The organism is Ascidiaceihabitans sp., from assembly GCF_039986515.1.
In the GTDB taxonomy this organism is placed as follows: domain Bacteria; phylum Pseudomonadota; class Alphaproteobacteria; order Rhodobacterales; family Rhodobacteraceae; genus Ascidiaceihabitans.
On the sequence record NZ_JBDWQO010000007.1, the window covers coordinates 707,558 to 725,803 of the forward strand.

The following is an 18,246-nucleotide window of genomic DNA, read 5'->3' on the forward strand; positions in this document are numbered from 1 at the left end:
GTTACAAACCTTGGGTTTAGCGGATTGAGCCACATAAGTCGGACATACCCTGCAATAGAATTGTTTCCAAAACCACCCACAATGCCAAATACTATGCCTTGGCAAAGCCCCCACGAACCGTCGCTGTTTTTTGTTCACAAGCTGTTCATGAAAAAGAACCAATCGTTGAAAATAGCCAAAACTGGTTCGCCATAACCGCGAAGATCGCCACAATCTGAGACGAATCAAATCAATAAAGCGCCCCTTCTGTGCCCGCGAGACAATGCTCGGTTTCAGACGATCCGGACCCCGGATCAATGAGGACCCAGATTTGAAAAACAGGGCGTCAAAAAAGAAAAGCACCCGGCAAGGTGCCAGGTGCTTTAACGCGCAAAGTAGATCGAATTTTAGCCGTGTTCAGCCTTCGTCGACAATCACATCAAAGTCGATGCGGCTGCTGCTGAGGCCTGGCTGATCCGGGTCTGTTTGCGACCATGACGGCGCAGCGATGATGACTTGTGTCGACTCGATGCCTTGACCGACCAACGCGCTCATCAAAGCGGCTGCACGCAACCGGCCCGTTGCAGGTGTCTCGCCCACACCTTCCTGATCTGTGTGTTGACCCACAACACGCAAACGCGCCTGCGGGCACGCCGATGCTTTGATCGCAAGGTTCAAAGCAGCTTGCATGTCAGATGCAGACGACGTGATCGAGCGCGGCGCGTAAAACACTTTAACCTGCGACACGGCATCCTTCAGCTGTGCAACACAGGGCGCAAGCGGACGTGGTGCAGCGCTGTTCAAAGTCGCAGAGACGCGTGTTTGCACAACGTCAAATTCGACACGGCGGTCATAAAAGCTGGCAGGCTTCGGACCGCGTACCGTCGATGGAACCGATTGCCCCATACCTTTGACGATAAAATTGGACGTGTTGATGCCAGACGCCGCAACACGCGCCACGATGGCTTCCGCGCGCTGGCGGCTGAGACGCAGGTTCACCTCCGGATCGCCAGACGGGTCGGAATGGCCTTCGACGATGATTTGAACGCCGGGACATTCTTGCGCCACCAAGCCGATCAATCGCGCCTGCCCCATGCCACGTTCACCGCCCGTCAGACCGCCGCTTGGGAAATATACCCGCGCTTGTTCGGTCAGATTGCGCAAATCTTCGTAGCATGATGTCTTGGCCGCCAGCTTTGCCTGTGCAGCAGCAAAGAAACCGGCCGGATCATCGTCAAGCGACGGTTGGCGCGGCGCGGCAGGTGCAGGTTCAACAGCAGCGACTTGTGTAGGCTGCGCAGGCTCGGCCACAACCGATTGATCCAACACACCTGCAGCCGTCAAGCTATTGAAGGACGTCGCAAGGTTTGACGTCTGGCTGACCTCGTTTTCGTCGGTCACAACTGAAGTCGTGGCAGCGACTTGTGCAGGTTGTGGTTGTACGACTGCCGCAGCAGGTGCGGCTACATTTGCAGTTGATTGAACCTGTTGTGGTTCGGCGTTTTCGCCGCGATCAAAAACGCCAGATGCAGCAAGCCCGATCGCCACTACCGGCGCGGCCCACGGCAAATTCTTTGTTAACATATCTTTTATCATTGCCCGACTGTCCCCCAAGTCTTGTCTTATAGTGCCGCATCGCTGCGACATCTTTGCCCATATGCGCTCTATAGTGGCATGTGGCCCCCTATCGTCAACATCTATGTGGATAAGTTGACGCCAAGACCCAATTTATCGAGTTAAACCAAAGAAAATCGGAAAAATCGCACGGGTTGCGCCTGCAAATGGTCCACGGATGCCCGAACCGGTGGCGGATTTCACCGAATCGTAATGCGGCTCAGAAAGCCGCCAAAACTTCTATTTGTTCGATAGAAAACTGGCAGAAACCAGCCAGCCCGGTGTGCACCAATACAGTGTCTAAGGTCGTGTCCGGATTTGGTGGATTTAGCGTTTCGAGGTCAGGTGCTAAAACCTGTTGGTACCCAAGGCCGGACTCGAACCGGCACTCCTGTTACAGAAGTGGATTTTGAATCCACCGCGTCTACCATTCCGCCACTTGGGCCTCATGGGACGTCGTTTAACCCGACGCTTCGGGCGCGTCCAGCGCATTTTGCACCCCTGCGCCTTGACTGTGAATAAATTGCGTGGTCTGGCCTATTTTCAACAGGAAACAGGGGTAAAAATGTTCAAAAATTTGAACGCTAAGATGCTGGAATGGGCGCAGCACCCCAAAGCGATGTGGATTTTGGCCATCGTCGCTTTCGCGGAAAGTTCGTTTTTTCCGATTCCCCCGGACCTCTTGATGATTCCCATGATTCTGGCAGCCCCTCATCGCGCGTTCAAAATTGCCGGCGTTGGTTTGGTGGCATCCGTTTTGGGCGGATTGCTTGGATATGCGATTGGGGCAATGGCCTATGAAACCATCGGCCAACCAATGCTGGCTGCATTGGGCAAAGCCGACGCGATGCAGGAATTCAGCACCAAATTCAACGATTTCGGCTTTTGGGCCGTGTTGACCGCAGGCATCACGCCTTTCCCTTACAAAGTCATCACGGTCATGTCCGGTTGGACCGGCATGCCCCTTATGACCTTCATCGCAACATCAATTCTGGCGCGGGGCTTGCGTTTCTTTCTGGTGGCATGGCTGCTTCATACCTTCGGCCCAAGGGTTCGTGATTTCATAGAACGCTATCTTGGCCTTATCCTGATGCTGGCGATCGTGGTGCTGATCACGACCTTTTATGCATTGGGCAAAATATGACGCGGTCTTATTGGATTGTAATCGCCGCAGGTGGATCGCTTGCGCTGTTGCTGGCGGCCTTTGCCTTTCAGCATTTGGGTGGTTTGGCCCCGTGCAAGCTGTGCATAACGCAACGCTATCCCCATGTTGCTGCCATCGCCTTTGGGGTGCTGGCACTGGCCCTGCCCCACATTCTTTGGATCATTTGTGGCGCAATTGCCGCAGCCATCACGGCGGGGTACGGGTTTTATCACGCAGGTGTGGAACAAGGTTGGTTCGAAGGCCCAACGTCCTGCACATCCGGCGACATTGGCACGCTGAGCGCCGATCAATTGCTTGAACAGATTTTGACAGCCCCATTGGTGCGCTGCGATGACATTCCATGGGATTTATTCGGGATCAGCATGGCAGGTTGGAACGGGTTGGTGTCATCCGGTTTGTGTCTGGCATGGTTGATAGCGCTAAAGCTGCGCGCCTAAGTCACTTTTTTCGCCGAGAGCAGTAAATTCGTTTCGCTGGCGACAATACCATCCAGGCGTCTGATCTGGTTTAGACATTGGTCAAAACTCTCCAATGTGTCGGTTCCGATTTCAGCCACGATGTCCCAACGGCCATTTGTGCTGTAAATCTCGCGTACCGCACTTAATCCGTTCAAATGCCGGATGATACGGTCCGTGCCGCGGCCTTCGATGCCGATCATCATCAAACCGCGCACAGGATCTTTTAGGCTGTCTTCGCGCAAAACGACCGAAAAGCCCAAAATGTCACCCCGTGCCTTCAGCCGTTCCATACGGCCGCGCACTGTGGTGCGCGACATCCCAAGAGCGGCCGATAAGTCCGACAACGATGCCCGCGCGTCCTGGCGCAAAGCCGCAATCAACTTTAAGTCCGTATCGTCCATGTGTACCTCCATTTTGGCGCATATACATCCAAATTGATCAATTTGGGTAGTTATTACTGAACATTTTCGCGGATATCTCCTGTTTTGACAATAAAATGAGAAATCTCAATGACCGTAACACACGCAATCAAACTGATCGGCGCCCCTATGGATTGTGGCAAAACCAGACAGGGGTGCTTGATGGGCCCAGATGCGTTTCGCACTGCTGGCCTCGCATCCGCCCTTCAATCGTTGGGTCACACAGTCGATGATCTGGGCAATGTCGCCCCCGATGCCAACGCAATTGCCGAACAAAGTGGCCTGGTTGCATTGCCTGAAACCGTCGGGTGGACAACAGCCCTTGCGCGGGTGGCCGAAACAGCAATGCAAGACAGCCTACCCGTCTTTATGGGGGGCGATCACGCTTTGTCACTGGGCACGGTTCTGGGTGTGGCACGCCACGCCGCAGCACAAGACCGCCCGTTGTTTGTGTTATGGCTGGATGCCCACACCGACTTCCATACCCCGCAAAGCACCAGTTCTGGCAACCTGCACGGCACGCCCGTCGGCTATCTGACAGGGCGCACAGGATTTCACGATTTTCCGATGTTTGAACATCCGGTGCCCTATGAAAATGTCACAATGTTGGGTTTGCGGTCGGTCGACGGACCAGAGCGGGCGGCCCTTCAGGACACACAGATCACCGGCATCGATATGCGCACCATTGACGAACACGGGATCGCGGCACCATTGGCCCAGTTTTTGAACAAGGTCCGCCACGCAAACGGCTTGCTGCATGTGTCATTGGATGTCGATTTCCTTGACCCTTCAGTGGCCCCCGCCGTTGGCACCACTGTACCCGGAGGTGCGACAGTGCGCGAAGCCCATCTTGTGATGGAAATGTTGCACGACAGCGCCCTGATGACCTCGCTTGATCTGGTTGAATTGAACCCGTTTCTCGATGAGCGCGGCCGGACTGCACAATTGATGGTCGACCTGACGGCTTCCGCTTTTGGCCGCACTGTCTTTGACCGCCCGACACGCGCATTTGCCTAAACACCACAGGAGACTTCCCATGAACGCTTTGCCGGAACACAAAACATCTGCGCATTTGACCCCCTCGAAGGCCGCTATGGTCCCGTTTGTCTCTGTCGAGAACATGATGCGTTTGGTGCACCACATCGGCATGCAAGACACGCTAAAAGGCATCGCAGCCTATATCGAGGATGATTTCAAACGCTGGGAAAGCTTTGACAAAACGCCCCGGTTGGGCAGCCACACCGAAGACGGGGTGATGGAATTGATGCCGACCTCTGATGGTTTAGACTATGGGTTTAAATACGTAAACTGCCACCCAAAGAACATCAAAAGCGGGCTGCAAACCGTTGTGGGGTTTGGACTTTTGGCAAATGTAGATACAGGGTATCCTGTCCTTTTGACCGAAATGACCCTTCTGACAGCGCTGCGCACAGCGGCCACATCAGCCGTGATGGCCAAGATGTTGGCGCCCAAAGGCGCCCGTGTGATGGCCATGATCGGCAACGGGGCCCAGTCTGAATTTCAGGCAGTCGCTTTGCAAGCTATCGTGGGCATCGAAGAAGTGCGATTGTTCGACATTGATCCCACTGCTACGGAAAAAGCGGCGCGCAATCTGGCCGGAACCGGTTTGAAAGTCACCTGCTGCACATCGGCACAGGACGCCATTCAGGGCGCGCACATCATCACCACTTGCACAGCAGACAAGCAAAACGCGACCGTATTGTCCGACAACATGGTCGGCGCAGGTGTCCACATCAACGCCATCGGGGGGGACTGTCCGGGCAAAACGGAACTGGCGGAAGCCATCCTGCACCGCGCAAACATCTTTGTAGAATATCCGCCCCAGACCCGCATCGAAGGCGAAATCCAGCAATTGGCAGAAGACCACCCCGTGACAGAGCTTTGGCAGGTCATGACCGGACAAGCGCAGGGGCGCACATCGCAAGACCAGATCACATTGTTTGACAGCGTCGGGTTTGCCATCGAAGATTTCAGTGCCTTGCGGTTCATTCGCGACCAGATTGTGGGCAGCGATTTTTTTGAGGCATTGGATTTGCTGGCCGATCCCGATGATCCACGGGATTTGTTTGGCATGGTAAAGCGCTGTCATCCCTAGGATCACGGTTGCGGTGCGTCGCTGTCGTTGCAGTCAAACACACCCCACGCGACACACCAAAAACCCGTCGCTCTTGACTTTGCATGGCCAGCCATTGTTTGTGTTGTGGGGTAACGGGTGGGGTGTCCTTTGACCAAAAAACTATCGGTGCCAGTCGATCTGTCTGATGCAAAACGCAAAAATGCGTCTTCATTGTCCATCGGTCAGGCAGTCTTTTTTTCGATCTGGGTTGTTGCCTTGGTCCTTGCGGGAAGCATGGCGATCGCTGTGGGCATCAAGGGCTAAATTTCCAATGACTGTGTGTTACTTTTGGGACTGGTGTCCGGTCAGCGCTGTGCCTTGGCTAAGCTTTACGTGCAAAAGCAGAGAGCTAACGACATCGGAGAACAGGTTTTTCCGCTACGGGAACAGCTTGCCGGACACTGTCAGCTATTGGATTAGAACCGACGGGATTTTTGTCTTCAAGTTGGAAATATCAGACAAGCTGAATGATGTTTTCGACAAGAACCTTCCCCAGAACCCATCCGACAAAGAAAAATCCAAAGAGGTCGTGAAAGTCGCAAAGCTGATCAGCGACCAGATCAAAGGCAAAGAAAAAGTGCGGTCGCAGTCGCATGGAATGCTGTTGCCCGACAACATGAACGACTGCAGCAAATATGGCGCGATTTCCGTCACTCCGCGCAAATTGCATGATGCTGTGTTTCCCAAAGACGGTTCGGACGTGGAAATTCGGGATTTTTTGTCATTCAAACCGAATTTGGCTTTTCTGAAGGGAAAGCAAATCGGCGACGAGCTGGACATTCAGGCCCCTGTCGCATTGCTGTTGCGTCAGCAATTCAACACCTGTTTTGAATCCGCTTTTCTGGCTGTTGAAAACATCAAATATTCCAAACGTCTGTATCTTCCGTCTTACCGGATCACAGAAGGCAAACGTCAGTTTCTGAGCCGCAATGGAAAAGGGCTGGATGTCAAAAGCGTCAAATTCTTCGTGTTCGCCTATTTGAGTGTATTCTTACCGCTGTTCACCACCATATTCCTAAGCAATTTCGAAGTGCGCGGCGGATCGGAGCTTGTATTGTTTTTTCAAAGCGCGATTGACGCTTCCTACATTTCAATGTCGTTCATCACCACCTTGTTTTTGTTGCTTTTCATGGCAGTCGATGTGTTTTCTAAACGCAATCCCGCCATCAAGGCCTACAGCCGTGCGCAAGAAATTTTGCGCAGCGGAAATCTGTATTGCACCGTGGTCGAAAACATCGTGGCACCTGTCATCGAATACTATGGAAAGCCCGACTACGCGGCAGGTCAAATCCTTGATGTTGCAGGCGTGTCCAACAGCCCGAGCGCATTGAAACGCGACCTTATCGACCGCATCCATCTCAATGGTGATTTTGCCAACGCTGTTGAGGTTCTGGAAGTTTGGAAAGATCGCGAGAAAGAAAAACGACGCCTGACGGTCGCCGTGGTTGGACCGCTGTGCCTGCTTGGTGCAATTCCACTCTTTACCCTGATTTCAGAAAACATGCCTTTGCTGGCAGAGGTTCTGACCTACGGGCTGTCGTTGATCGGAATAGATACGCCCCCGTAGGGTCAGGACCCTAGACCACGGTTCACAGCACGTGGTTTTGGTGTAGAGTGAACCATAAATTTCACAATTTTTGATCCAAAGCCCTTATTTCTATGAGGGTTGAGTTTAACCGTTGCAATACTGGAAGCATCGGATTCACAGGATGGAAGCATCAGATTCACCAATTTTGTTGTCTTCATCAAAAGTTCGTCCCGCGTCCAGTGTTGGGCACGTTTCATTCGGATCTTTTGCAGGCAGTGTTTGAGCTGCAAAAACGGACGCCACTGATAGTACATCCTCGCGCAAGTAGACGAATGTCTTAAGCAACGCTGGATCGACCACTGGTAAGATGCCCGCTTGTTTCAGAATGCGACGGGCTGATGCAGAATTGATACCGAACTCTCGCCCCACGAGGCCGGAGGTCAGATACTTGGCCTTGAACCGCTCTATCTGCGCAGCCGAAACATAGGCTGACCCGGGAAGATTTTTGCACTTTTCAGGGTCAACCAGTGCCAATAAGGGAGCTCCATTTTCGCGCGAAGTAAGACGCTTGATAGCGGTTAAGGACGCCCCCAACATCAAGGAAACCGAAAACAGTCTATGGTAGTCATGATCTTGCGCTTCATCTATTTGACCAGTCACCTCTGCGTGGCAAAATCTAAGGTGATCGAGACGTTGGACGCCACGCAACAGATATGTTTTTGAGAGTTTTCCATCAAGAAACCAGCCCATAACCTGCCCTGTATCCGTCCGCATACGTGAGGCGCCGGAAAGGCTGATATACCCATCAGTTTCGGTCGAAACCACAGACAAATTCCGGCAGATACACTCCAAAAAACCATTCAAGTCGTCGCGGTTGAAATTACCCCGCATCTGGCCCACCTGCCCTTCAGAAATCGGTGTGATCGACCGGATGAAGTCATTGCGAACCAAGTGCTCAACTTGGGTGATAGTACACCCGAGAAACTTTATGACCAGATTTTGCGGAATGGAGTTTTCAATCTTTTCGATCAGGCGTTCAGCCTCCTCAGCGGGAAAAACCCACTGATTAAATGCCGCCTGATCCGCAGTCTCTGGGATCATACCCATTGTACGTGCGAGACGATAAAGCCGATATTTGTGCGTTTTTGTGGCCCTTGTCAGAGAGTTCACTGAATGCACTTTTCTTTCAGGCACAACCTTTCCGAGCACAGTTTCACCAGCGCCGATGGCAAAGTTCTCAACGATTGCGTCGCGGACAACATCAACGATCGGTCCCAGCCCCCCTTCCCGCTCGCTCTTCTTGATGGAATTGTAAAGATGGCCAAACACCGCCTGAGGCCCCGTCCTTCCACTTGTCCTCCCTGAATTAATCCGGACTGTCCGAAGGGCACTTCGTATCGCTTCAGCCCCCTTTGAGCAGACCTCAAAACCGGCATCCCCGACTGCTGCCCAATCAGTAGCAGTGTAATCTTTGATAGCCGCTTGAGGTCCATCTACAAGCAGGCTCCCAATCATTTCACAAGCTCGCACGCCATCAGCGATACCTTGGCCATACCGCAAACACAACATCAACGATTGTGATGATCTGTGGCGTTGCAGCCATCGGATCGCCCAGCCCGCCGTAAAGCGTACCAATGCCCCAAAAGGCACCAACGCCAACGAAAATGTGCCCGGCAATCAAGATCAAGATTGGAATGACGGTAACAGATGCACCGACAGCGCCGCCGATTTTCAATTGCCCGTCGCGATGAAGGAACGCCACCGACCACAGCAGTAATGCCAAAAGCAAAGCAAATGCGTAGAGAAGGCTACTACCGGAAATCTCAGAGTTCCCTAGATTTAGGAGCTCCAGTGTCTTTGCCACGGCTGCAAACCCTAGGGCTACTAGTCCGGCTCGGTTAAGTGGTTTGCGCATACCCATCTCGTCTGCGAACCCCCAAGCACCCAAAATTGAAATCCCGAGTGCTAGAAACCTCAGCGGCACCAGTTCGGGGGCAAAGCCTAGCGCAACAGTCGCGACGCTGCCCACAATTAAACTTACCGCGCTAACGCGCGCATTCAGAGACGCCATGACCAAATCCTTCTTATTTTCCGTGGGAATAGTTAGCGCACAGGCATAGAAGACACATTGGACACAATGCCATATATGTCCAATATAAGACGTACTCTTACGATTGGCCGAACTCTATGACTGCACATAATCGACAAACTGAGAAAACACGCGCAGCGATTAAGTCAGCGTTTGCTGAACTTGTATTCAAAGGCAGATACGATGACATCCGAATGATAGATGTAGCTCGCACTGCAAACGTGGGCCGTTCAACGCTCTATATGCATTATCCCGACAAAGACGCGATCTTGCTCGAGAACATGGCACCGATGGTGGAAGATCTTGCAACGGCTACTCAGGGCGGGGATGCATATCCGAAAATTGAAGCCGTCCTGCATCATATTTGGTCTCACAGAGATCGTGGGCGGATGGTTTTGTTTGGCACAACTGGTCAGAAACTGGAAAATGCACTGGCAGCGAGAGTAACAGAAAACCTTAAGGGCCATTCGGGCCCGCTGGGCTTACCCTTTCTTGCCAATCCAATTGCCGCAGTTACGTTTACCGTTATAAGAACTTGGCTGAAAGGCGAAGCATCAGGAGCGATCCCAGATATTGCACGCCGCATTTGCTTGTCATCGCAAGCGCTCTTAACTGCGTCACGTTAAACGAAAAATACTCTCAAGTGGGCATTCAGTTAGGCGGTACAAAGGTCGAAAGGCTACCGCTCACTGACCGCATCGCCTCGCAGCGAACGGCCCTGATTTTGGAACCGGCCTGTCTTGGTTTTTGCGGCGAATACTACCGAAGAGCCCAAAGTTCCGGATGCTGCAAGTCTTACGATTGTCTGCTATTTGAGCTGAACAAAAAGCATGCTGAGGTGCAAATTATGTCTGACAACTGGATTTTGATCGTTCCAAAAAGCCCGAAACATATCCCTTTGCCAGATAACGCTCAGGCGTCACTCGAACACTTGGAAAGATTGATGCCCGATGCAGACGAAATCGAAATTGTTCAGAATGAACATGTTCAACTTTTTGACTGCGGTTCAAACCTTGAAACGATAACATGCCCGCGGTGCAGCGCCAATATCGGCTTTGATTGGTGGGGCGAAGCCATGTCTTCGGACCATGATGAAAAGGTCGGGTTCCAGTTAAAAAAATACCGATTGCCTTGCTGTTCCACGGCAGCTTCACTCGATGAGCTAACCTATGCGTTTCATCAGGCGTTCGGATGTTTTGCATTGAGTGCGATGAACCCAAACATAGGAGAAATATCGAATGATGCGGTGTGCAAAATAGCAGCAATATTGGAATGCGAAGTATCAGTTGTCTATCAGCACATTTGAACATCACGCTCGATAGCTGACATTGGCGCAGCCGAAGCGAAATGGCGCTAAGTCCCGCAATGCCGCCCTTGGTGCATAGCGCAGCGAATGTCTCCTTTCCGCCACTTGGTTTCGGATAAGGGCAGCTTCACATGCGACACCAAAGCGTTCCTCCAAACTCGGCGTGTACTTCAAATCTTAGAAGAAACGGCATTTTAGCGTGCTTACGCTTATTCCTCAGCATGAAGACAAGAGCCAGCCCCAAGACCGCCAAAACCCCATCAAATTATGACTTGGTGAAACCGATGCTTCCACTTCGGAAGCAAAACCACCATTTTTGGGAGATTTATGCTTCCCTCTACAATTGGGTGGTTTACGTTCGAACTACGCCTCAAGTTCCGCGTCCCAATACAGAAAATCCATCCAGCTTTCATGCAGGTGGTTTGGCGGGAACTTGCGTCCCATATTCATCAATTCACCCGCTTGTGGTTGGCGCGGTGGTTTGCGCAACGACATGCCCGTGCGGTGCAGATGTTTTGAGCCCTTTTTCAGATTGCATGGGCTACATGCCGCCACCACGTTTTGCCAGCTCGTCACTCCGCCACTGGCACGCGGCACCACGTGATCAAAGGTCAAATCCCCTTTCGTGCCACAGTACTGACATCGGAATTCGTCCCTTAAAAACAAATTAAAGCGCGTGAAGGCCACGCGCTTTTGGGGTTTGACATAGTCTTTCAGAACAACAACCGACGGGATCCTAAGGGTCGTGGAGGGGCTGCTGACCGTGGTTTCATATTCCGCCACGATGTCCACCCTGTCCAGCCAAGCGGCCTTTACCGCGTCCTGCCAAGGCCAAAGGGACAAGGGATAATAGCTGAGCGGGCGGTAATCCGCATTCAACACCAACGCAGGATGATGTTTTAATGCGCCCGGATTGCGCGTGAAATCAGTTCTAAAGTCGCCGTCCATTCGTGTTCAAGTCCTCGCCCTGCACGGAGCCCGTGCGATCCTTCGGGGGCGGGATCCCCCGATCCAACTTGGCTTGACTATATATCGTGGTTTGTAACAGGCAAGTGATACATGGGATACTAGATGTATAGTGCCTAAGCGCCCTCCGAGACCCATTCCGGATGGCCGATTTGGTCCAATGTTCGCAGTAAACGTCGGTGTTCCGATTTTTCAAATCGCCCAAGAATATCGTTAGAGTTTCGCTTTTCACTTGGTGTTTTGAAGATGTGCGGCAGCGTTAGGTTCAAAAAAGCAGCTGCGCGTTGCAGCCCTTCACCGGTCAACCCCTCGTAAGGAAGGGTCAACACATCGCCTTTTGCAAGATTTTGGCTGGCGTCACGCCACGCCCGCCTGCGTTCCAAAAAGGTGACAAACAGTTTTTTGCGGAATGTAATTTTGGGTTTTTTCAATCCCGGCTTAAACAAATGAGGTTGCGCGTTCTTTTCACGCACAAGTTGCCACGATGAAAATGCAGCCAATTCATTTTCACGAAACAGACGGATCTTCTTGATCGTCTCGTCAGCACCAAGCATTTTTATGGCGTCCATACAGGCTGTGTCGCCTTCGATGGGCCAAATCTTCAAACCGACGGCCAACTTGTTTCGCCTATGAGACATCAAGTCGGTAATGTATTCCAAAGGACGATCATACCGCGATGCCACATCCACTTTGTTTGGGTCCAATTTTGAAAACCGCGGAGTTTTCAAGATATCGGGAAAAAAGGGATGCGCATAGCACAGCACATCAGGGTGCGTGTCTATGGCACGCACAAATGCCGTGCTTCCAGATCGAGAAGCCGTGAAGATCACAAATTTTGTCCGCGTTGGTTGCATACTTTATGTTTCAGTCACAACCGCAGTTTGTCACGCATAAACGCCAAAGCCACGCTAAGCCCGTCCGGTGCGATACCATGGCCGGTGCCCTTCATCACATGCGCAAACACCTCTTTCCAGCCTGCTTCTTGCAAGGTTTCGGCAGCTTCTTGCAGCGATTGGGGCGGCACCACATCGTCAATGTCACCGTGTACCAACAAAACAGGTGGGCGATTGACCACTTCGTCTGCCAACAATTCAGGGCGCAACAGCCTGCCTGAAAATGCAACGATGCCCGCAACTTCGTCTTCGCGACGCGGCGCCACATGCAACGACATCATCGTGCCTTGCGAGAACCCGAACAACACCACCTGCTCCGGCATCACGTCTTCATCGACCATCAACGCGTCAAGGAAGGCGTTGAAATCGTCAGCCGCCGCCAACAGCCCCCGTTCGGCTTCTTCTTCGGATGATCCGTCAATCCATGGGATCGGGAACCACTGATACCCGTTTGGCATGCCGGGGATTTGCTCTGGCGCGTCAGGTGCGATGAACAAAGTATCGGGCAGATGTTCGCCCAAGGGATCGGCCAGCCCCAACAGGTCCGCGCCGTTTGCGCCGTAACCGTGCACAAAAACAACAACCGACCGCACATCGCCAGATACTGGTTCGCGCCGCTCTGATTTCAATACCCGTGTCATAGACATCCCCTTAAATCCATTATGTCGCGAACCCCTCGCGTCCTTTTACAATGCGGTAGTACGCAAACAACAGCCGCGCTGCAACAGACCGCCATGGAGACCACTGCTGCGCCAGTGCGCGCAGCTCTTTTTCGGTGGGCCGCGCGGGCAAACCACACATATCTTTTGCGGCCACCTGCAATGCCAGATCCCCCGGCGCAAACACGTCGGTACGCCCCAACGAAAACATCGCGTAAATCTCGGCAGTCCAGACGCCGATGCCTTTCACAGCCGTCAGCGTTTCGATCACCTCTGCGTCCGGCACATCACGCAGCGCATCATAGTCTATGCCCGCCCCTGCCAAAGCCTGCGCATAGGCGATTTTTTGGCGGCTTAGCCCTGCGCCGCGCAATCCGTCATCGCCCGCAGCCAGCACAGCCGCTTCACTGACCAAGCCCGAGGCTTCCATACGCCCCCAAATGGCAGCTGCAGAGGCCACGCTGACTTGCTGGCTGATAATGGCGCTAAGCAGTTGGGAAAACCCGTCAGGTCTGCGCCGCAGCGGCAAGGGGCCGGTTTCGGCCAAAGCGCGGGCACACCGCGGGTCATTGGCGGCAAGCCACGCGGCCCCTTCGGCCACGTCCGCATCTGTTTCAATGAGACGCATAGGATTTGACCTGTTTCAGGATATCCGCAAAAGACATCTGCGCGTCCGCTGGAATGTTCCAACGCGGTGCCGTGATCATGGCAACCTGCACCCCGACACGCGCCGCTGCGGCCAATTTGCTGTGCCCCATGACGCTGCCCCCGTTTCGCAACACCAGATGGGTGACGCCCAACGCCTGAAACGTCGCAACTTCATCTTCGACGGAAAACGGGCCGGCACCGAACACAAAACCACCCAAAGGCAAAGGAAACGGATCATCGTGGCGGGTCAGTTGGCGGCAATGCACTGTCACATCGGGGCGGTTTTCAAACGCGGCCAAACTGCCCCGTCCGGTCACTGCAAAGACATGGGCGTCTTGGGGCAAACACGCCACCACATCGGCCAATGTCGGGCGCAAGATGTAACCGGGATTTTCAGGCCATAGATCGCGGGACGCACGCAGATACCCCTGCCCTGTCGCCCGTGCAACGCGCCCCAGCGAAAATTGGAAGGGATGGGCGGCGTCAATGACCAGATCAAATGCTTCTTGTCGCAGAAAATCGGCAAAGGCCCGATCATCACTGAAGCCGCCCTCATACACACGCACAGGCGGTTTCGCCCGCGCCACTGCGCGGCCTTCCGTCACGGCCACGACCTCTATCCCCGGCAATGTGGACAAAGATTGCGCCAAGTCCACGCTTTCGCCCATTCCGGCGATCAGTAACAGTTTCATTGCAATGTGCATGGCCCCTTGTTCGCAGCAAAGCTAACGTCTATCGCTGCTGCATGACAGCAATAATCGACGACACCCGCGCCAAACGTAACGTGGCCGTTCTGGTCCTTGCGCAGGCTTTCCTTGGCGCACAAATGCCACTTGTTTTCACGTTTGGCGGGCTTGCAGGGCTGTCATTGGCATCAAACGCATGCCTGGCCACACTGCCCATTTCCTTGATCGTTCTGGGGTCCATGATTTCGGCCACGCCGATTTCATCCATCATGCAACGCTTCGGTCGGCGGGCAGGATTTCTGGTGGGCACCGCAGGGGGGGCCGTCGCCGGTCTGATTTGCGCATATGGTCTGTATTTGGGCAGTTTTCCGGTGTTCTTGATCGGCAGCTTCTTCACCGGCATCTACATGAGCGCGCAAGGCTTCTACCGCTTTGCCGCAGCCGACACCGCGTCCGACGAATTCCGCCCCAAGGCGATTTCGTACGTGATGGCGGGTGGCCTTTTGTCCGCAATCGTCGGCACCCAGATGGGAACGATCACGTCGAACGCGTTTGTGGTGCCGTTCATGGGGGCCTATCTGTTTGTCGTTGCCCTAAACGTGGTGGGCTCCGCCCTGTTCTTCTTTATCGACATCCCTGCGCCGCCCAAACCCACAGCTGACAGCCCCAAAGGCCGCACGCGTTGGGAACTGATCACCACACCACGCATTGCTGTGTCCGTGATTTGCGCGATGGTATCCTACGCGCTGATGAACCTTGTTATGACGTCGACGCCTTTGGCGGTTGTGGGCTGTGGATTTGCGCAAAGCGACGCATCCAACGTCGTCATGAGCCACGTTCTAGCCATGTTCGCACCGTCGTTTTTCACCGGCCATCTGATTGCACGGTTTGGCGTCGAAAAAATCGTCGGCACGGGTTTGGTGATTTTGGCGCTAGCAGGCGTTGTGGCCCTGACCGGGGTTGAGCTGCTTAATTTCTACGGCGCCCTGATCCTTTTGGGACTGGGGTGGAACTTTGGCTTTATCGGCGCGACAGCGATGTTGGCCGCATCCCACGCCCCCGAGGAACGGGGACGCATGCAAGGCCTAAACGATTTGCTGGTGTTTGGTGGCGTGACGTTTGCGTCATTGGCATCGGGCGGGTTGATGAACTGCTCTGGCGGCAATCCCGTCGAAGGTTGGGCGGCCGTGAACTTTGCCATGGCACCGTTCTTGGTGTTGGCAGGTGGTGCATTGATCTGGCTGGCCATGCGCCCCGCAGAGCACACAGCCTGACACTGACTTTCACGTGGGGCTTGAAGCAAGGCTTACCAGCGCGACCGTAAAGCGGCCCACCATAGCCCGTCGCGCGGCGCATCCGGTAGCCCGTCAGCCACAAGATCAGGACGTTTGATCACGGCCCTGAGTGTTGGTGCAGCCTGCAAAGTGGGCCAAAGCGCCGGTGCAGCGGCTTTGGAGATGCTACGGTGGTGCGCACGCGCCTTGCGCAAACGGTCCAATGCAGACCGTGCCAGCGACTTGATCCCAGCATCACGCCCATCCAGCAAAGGAATGCGTTTTGCAGCCACAAGGGCCGGGATCGCACGCAACCATGACGCAACTCCGCTGGCATAGGCTGCATCGCGCAACACGGTTTCGCAATCGCGTGCGACTTGCGGATCCAACGCCCGAACCGCCGCCACCAAAAGATGGCCCGAGGTCTCGTCGATGTAGCGTTCAAAATGGCCTTCGTCTTCAAAGGCGTCTTTGTAGATGTCCCACCGCCGCGCAGCCACCAATGCATCAAGCTGGGTGGCGCTGGTTGTGTCGATCACCCGTGCCAGCGGCGTCACCACCTGATGGCGGCGGATTTTGCCTGCGTTTTGCGCGATTTCGTCCAAGGCATCGCGCCACCATTGCAAACGCATTTCGGCGATCATCGGCTCTTGTGTCACCCAAGGTGCACGCGCGACTTCAACATTGAACGCATACAGCGCAAACAGCTTTTCGCGTGCAGCCAAAGGGGCGGCCATAACTGTGCGAAACCGCAGTGGATCGCCTTTTTCAACTAAAGCGGCGCAGGCGTTAAGATCGTCGTTAAAGGTCACTGAGGCTCTCTTGTATGGCGGTCAGGGTTTCGGGCGCATCAACCACCCCCAAATGTCCCACGTCAGGTAGCACCCGATACCGCCCTTTGCCAGTCATGCCCGCCATCAAAGGTTCATAAGCGTCGGCAACCATGGCTTCATCGTCCGCCCCCACAATCAAATCGAAGGCGGGCAAGGCTGCAATGTCATCTGCATAGGCCCCACGCGGTGCAAAACCGGTGTTCAGACGGTAGGAATAGGATGTTGTGGCCGTGCGCCCCAGTGGCCCGTCCAACACCACGCGCGGCATATTGAACTGGATGATCGTCAAATGGTTCAGCGCAGTGATCCCAAAGGTGTTCAACATGCTGAGCCCGATGATCCGGCGCATCAGAACATGGCTCCAGCCGCCTGCGTTTTTACGGGTTGTGGGCGCGTTGTGCTTCAGGAACGGGGCCAACAGCACCGCATGGTCGATCATCGTCCCATGTGCGCCACCTGCAAAGCGGACCACAAGCCCCCCGCCCGATGAATGCCCAAGCAGCACAACCTTTTGATCTTGTGCCTTTGTCGCTGCAATCAAATCTGCCAAGTCATCTTCAAACTGACCGATATAATCCACATCACCGCGGCGTTCCGGATTGGCACCATGCCCGCGCAAATCAGGGACCAGCACCTGCGCCTGCGCCCCAAGTGCCTTGGCCAGACTGTGAAATTGCATCCCGTTCCACCCCGACCCGTGCACCATCACCACCAGTGGCCCCGCGTCACCGTAGCGCCTGACGGCCAAATCCGTCCCGTCGCGCATCGGGACCATGGACGGGTCAGGAAGCGCACTAAGATCCTGTAGAATGGCATCTGTGAAATCCAGCCCCTCACTGCCGGTGATTTCAACTGATTTTTGCGACGCAATCAAACCCAGCGCAATCAACGCAGTGATGCACAGTGAAACAGCAACAAACTTGGCAACGGTAAAAAGCATCTAGTTTTCCAATTCAAAAATATCGTGAACGCTGACGTGGAGCACATCAGCAAGACGCAGCGCCAACACGGTCGAAGGTACAAATACGCGGTTTTCAATGGTGTTTATGGTTTTACGCGACACAGAAACGGCGGTTGCCAAATCGGCTTGGGTCATGCCCCGTCCTGCGCGTAACGCTTTCAGGTTATTGCGTAATTCGCTCATGACAGGCGCCATTCATACAGTGTCACCAACAGCAAATAACTGGCGCCTGTCAGCGTTCCCATCGCGGCCAAACTGGTGTTGACCGACACCACATCAAAGCCGCGCAACACAGCAAACAGCGGATAAAGCGCCAAGGCCACCCAGTAGGAATGGCGCTGGGCGCGGTGATTGACCATGCGGTACAACTCATCCGTGGCTTGCAAGATTTCCTGCCGTCCCGCCAAAGCAAAGGATGCGAAAATCCCGATACTGGCCAGAATGCCCCCAGCGCCCGGCACATACCAAAGGAGCGGGTCGGGCCGGTCCTGTGCCATGGCCAGAACGGCATATGTCAGGCAACACAAGCCGACCATAGCCAAGGATACGCTGCGGACTGTCGTGATTTGGAATGAGGATAGTGCCATGTGAATCGTCCCTTTATGTAACCTACAGGTAACATGGCGACTCA

At 54.1% G+C, this 18,246-nt stretch carries 22 protein-coding genes and 1 tRNA gene; 9 read left to right on the plus strand and 14 right to left on the minus strand.

All coding sequences use genetic code 11. The features are described 5' to 3' along the window. Positions 1 to 396 precede the first annotated feature (396 nt). Both ABJL60_RS06065 and ABJL60_RS06070 read right to left on the minus strand, forming a co-directional pair. Entirely contained in the window at positions 397 to 1,563 is a 1,167-nt protein-coding gene (locus ABJL60_RS06065) for an OmpA family protein (protein WP_348373534.1), read from the minus strand. Between the two features lie 389 nt (positions 1,564 to 1,952). After that, positions 1,953 to 2,038: transfer RNA gene (locus ABJL60_RS06070), tRNA-Leu, on the minus strand. 120 nt (positions 2,039 to 2,158) lie between these two features. On the opposite strand from ABJL60_RS06070, the gene ABJL60_RS06075 reads away from it, so the two are divergent. Next, complete coding sequence (locus ABJL60_RS06075; protein WP_348373535.1) at positions 2,159 to 2,737, plus strand: YqaA family protein; 579 nt, start codon at positions 2,159 to 2,161, stop codon at positions 2,735 to 2,737. Then, positions 2,734 to 3,195: a disulfide bond formation protein B gene (locus tag ABJL60_RS06080; protein ID WP_348373536.1), complete on the plus strand. Its 462-nt coding sequence runs from the start codon at positions 2,734 to 2,736 to the stop codon at positions 3,193 to 3,195. The genes ABJL60_RS06075 and ABJL60_RS06080 overlap by 4 nt, the downstream gene beginning before the upstream one ends. On the opposite strand, the gene ABJL60_RS06085 is transcribed toward ABJL60_RS06080, so the two are convergent. Beyond that, on the minus strand, positions 3,192 to 3,617 hold the full coding sequence (locus ABJL60_RS06085; RefSeq protein WP_348286428.1) for an Lrp/AsnC family transcriptional regulator: 426 nt from the start codon (positions 3,615 to 3,617) through the stop codon (positions 3,192 to 3,194). The two genes, ABJL60_RS06080 and ABJL60_RS06085, sit on opposite strands and share 4 nt — an antisense overlap. A 108-nt stretch (positions 3,618 to 3,725) precedes the next feature. Here ABJL60_RS06085 and rocF point away from each other — a divergent pair, with 108 nt between their 5' ends. The 4 genes from rocF (at position 3,726) to ABJL60_RS06105 (ending at position 7,339) form a co-directional block, all read left to right on the plus strand. Continuing rightward, on the plus strand, positions 3,726 to 4,652 hold the full coding sequence (rocF, locus tag ABJL60_RS06090; protein ID WP_348286426.1) for an arginase: 927 nt from the start codon (positions 3,726 to 3,728) through the stop codon (positions 4,650 to 4,652). Between the two features lie 19 nt (positions 4,653 to 4,671). Next, complete coding sequence (locus tag ABJL60_RS06095) at positions 4,672 to 5,751, plus strand: ornithine cyclodeaminase (protein ID WP_348373537.1); 1,080 nt, start codon at positions 4,672 to 4,674, stop codon at positions 5,749 to 5,751. A 129-nt stretch (positions 5,752 to 5,880) separates the two neighbouring features. Further along, positions 5,881 to 6,036 carry a hypothetical protein gene (locus ABJL60_RS06100; RefSeq protein WP_348286422.1) on the plus strand — a complete coding sequence of 52 codons (156 nt, stop codon included), beginning with the start codon at positions 5,881 to 5,883 and terminating at the stop codon, positions 6,034 to 6,036. 127 nt (positions 6,037 to 6,163) lie between these two features. Beyond that, complete coding sequence (locus tag ABJL60_RS06105; RefSeq protein ID WP_348373538.1) at positions 6,164 to 7,339, plus strand: hypothetical protein; 1,176 nt, start codon at positions 6,164 to 6,166, stop codon at positions 7,337 to 7,339. 135 nt (positions 7,340 to 7,474) lie between these two features. Here the strand turns inward: ABJL60_RS06105 and ABJL60_RS06110 are convergent, their stop codons facing one another. Both ABJL60_RS06110 and ABJL60_RS06115 read right to left on the minus strand, forming a co-directional pair. After that, positions 7,475 to 8,629 (minus strand): hypothetical protein, encoded by a 1,155-nt coding sequence (locus ABJL60_RS06110; protein ID WP_348373539.1) that lies wholly within the window; start codon positions 8,627 to 8,629, stop codon positions 7,475 to 7,477. A gap of 205 nt (positions 8,630 to 8,834) precedes the next feature. Beyond that, a complete protein-coding gene (locus tag ABJL60_RS06115) occupies positions 8,835 to 9,371 on the minus strand; it encodes a hypothetical protein (protein ID WP_348373540.1) in 537 nt (178 codons plus the stop codon). Between the two features lie 116 nt (positions 9,372 to 9,487). Here ABJL60_RS06115 and ABJL60_RS06120 point away from each other — a divergent pair, with 116 nt between their 5' ends. Beyond that, the gene (locus tag ABJL60_RS06120) at positions 9,488 to 10,015 is read left to right on the plus strand and encodes a TetR/AcrR family transcriptional regulator (RefSeq protein WP_348373541.1); all 528 of its coding nucleotides are present in this window, start codon (positions 9,488 to 9,490) and stop codon (positions 10,013 to 10,015) included. After that, positions 9,976 to 10,695, plus strand: a complete 720-nt coding sequence (locus ABJL60_RS06125) for a hypothetical protein (RefSeq protein ID WP_348373542.1) — start codon at positions 9,976 to 9,978, stop codon at positions 10,693 to 10,695. Before ABJL60_RS06120 ends, ABJL60_RS06125 begins: the two co-directional genes overlap by 40 nt. 363 nt (positions 10,696 to 11,058) lie before the next feature. Here the strand turns inward: ABJL60_RS06125 and ABJL60_RS06130 are convergent, their stop codons facing one another. The 5 genes from ABJL60_RS06130 to ABJL60_RS06150 all read right to left on the minus strand — a co-directional run bounded on the left by ABJL60_RS06130 (position 11,059) and on the right by ABJL60_RS06150 (position 14,553). Next, on the minus strand, positions 11,059 to 11,643 hold the full coding sequence (locus ABJL60_RS06130; RefSeq protein ID WP_108828353.1) for an HNH endonuclease: 585 nt from the start codon (positions 11,641 to 11,643) through the stop codon (positions 11,059 to 11,061). A 134-nt stretch (positions 11,644 to 11,777) separates the two neighbouring features. After that, on the minus strand, positions 11,778 to 12,452 hold the full coding sequence (locus ABJL60_RS06135) for a hypothetical protein (protein WP_348373543.1): 675 nt from the start codon (positions 12,450 to 12,452) through the stop codon (positions 11,778 to 11,780). 77 nt (positions 12,453 to 12,529) lie between these two features. After that, a complete protein-coding gene (locus tag ABJL60_RS06140) occupies positions 12,530 to 13,195 on the minus strand; it encodes an alpha/beta fold hydrolase (RefSeq protein ID WP_108830101.1) in 666 nt (221 codons plus the stop codon). Positions 13,196 to 13,214: 19 nt separating this feature from the next. Continuing rightward, positions 13,215 to 13,841: a DNA-3-methyladenine glycosylase 2 family protein gene (locus ABJL60_RS06145; protein WP_348373544.1), complete on the minus strand. Its 627-nt coding sequence runs from the start codon at positions 13,839 to 13,841 to the stop codon at positions 13,215 to 13,217. Then, positions 13,828 to 14,553 carry a precorrin-6A/cobalt-precorrin-6A reductase gene (locus ABJL60_RS06150; protein ID WP_348286415.1) on the minus strand — a complete coding sequence of 242 codons (726 nt, stop codon included), beginning with the start codon at positions 14,551 to 14,553 and terminating at the stop codon, positions 13,828 to 13,830. The genes ABJL60_RS06145 and ABJL60_RS06150 overlap by 14 nt, the downstream gene beginning before the upstream one ends. A 53-nt stretch (positions 14,554 to 14,606) precedes the next feature. On the opposite strand from ABJL60_RS06150, the gene ABJL60_RS06155 reads away from it, so the two are divergent. Next, positions 14,607 to 15,821: an MFS transporter gene (locus ABJL60_RS06155; RefSeq protein ID WP_348373545.1), complete on the plus strand. Its 1,215-nt coding sequence runs from the start codon at positions 14,607 to 14,609 to the stop codon at positions 15,819 to 15,821. A 32-nt stretch (positions 15,822 to 15,853) separates the two neighbouring features. On the opposite strand, the gene ABJL60_RS06160 is transcribed toward ABJL60_RS06155, so the two are convergent. The 4 genes from ABJL60_RS06160 to ABJL60_RS06175 are packed head-to-tail and all read right to left on the minus strand — an operon-like array spanning position 15,854 to position 18,202. Then, positions 15,854 to 16,633 carry a squalene/phytoene synthase family protein gene (locus tag ABJL60_RS06160; protein WP_348373546.1) on the minus strand — a complete coding sequence of 260 codons (780 nt, stop codon included), beginning with the start codon at positions 16,631 to 16,633 and terminating at the stop codon, positions 15,854 to 15,856. Continuing rightward, complete coding sequence (locus ABJL60_RS06165) at positions 16,623 to 17,594, minus strand: alpha/beta hydrolase (RefSeq protein WP_348373547.1); 972 nt, start codon at positions 17,592 to 17,594, stop codon at positions 16,623 to 16,625. Before ABJL60_RS06165 ends, ABJL60_RS06160 begins: the two co-directional genes overlap by 11 nt. After that, a complete protein-coding gene (locus ABJL60_RS06170) occupies positions 17,595 to 17,798 on the minus strand; it encodes a helix-turn-helix transcriptional regulator (RefSeq protein ID WP_348373548.1) in 204 nt (67 codons plus the stop codon). Beyond that, positions 17,795 to 18,202, minus strand: coding sequence for a hypothetical protein (locus ABJL60_RS06175; RefSeq protein WP_348373549.1), 408 nt, complete (start codon positions 18,200 to 18,202; stop codon positions 17,795 to 17,797). Before ABJL60_RS06175 ends, ABJL60_RS06170 begins: the two co-directional genes overlap by 4 nt. Between the last annotated feature and the right edge of the window lie 44 nt (positions 18,203 to 18,246).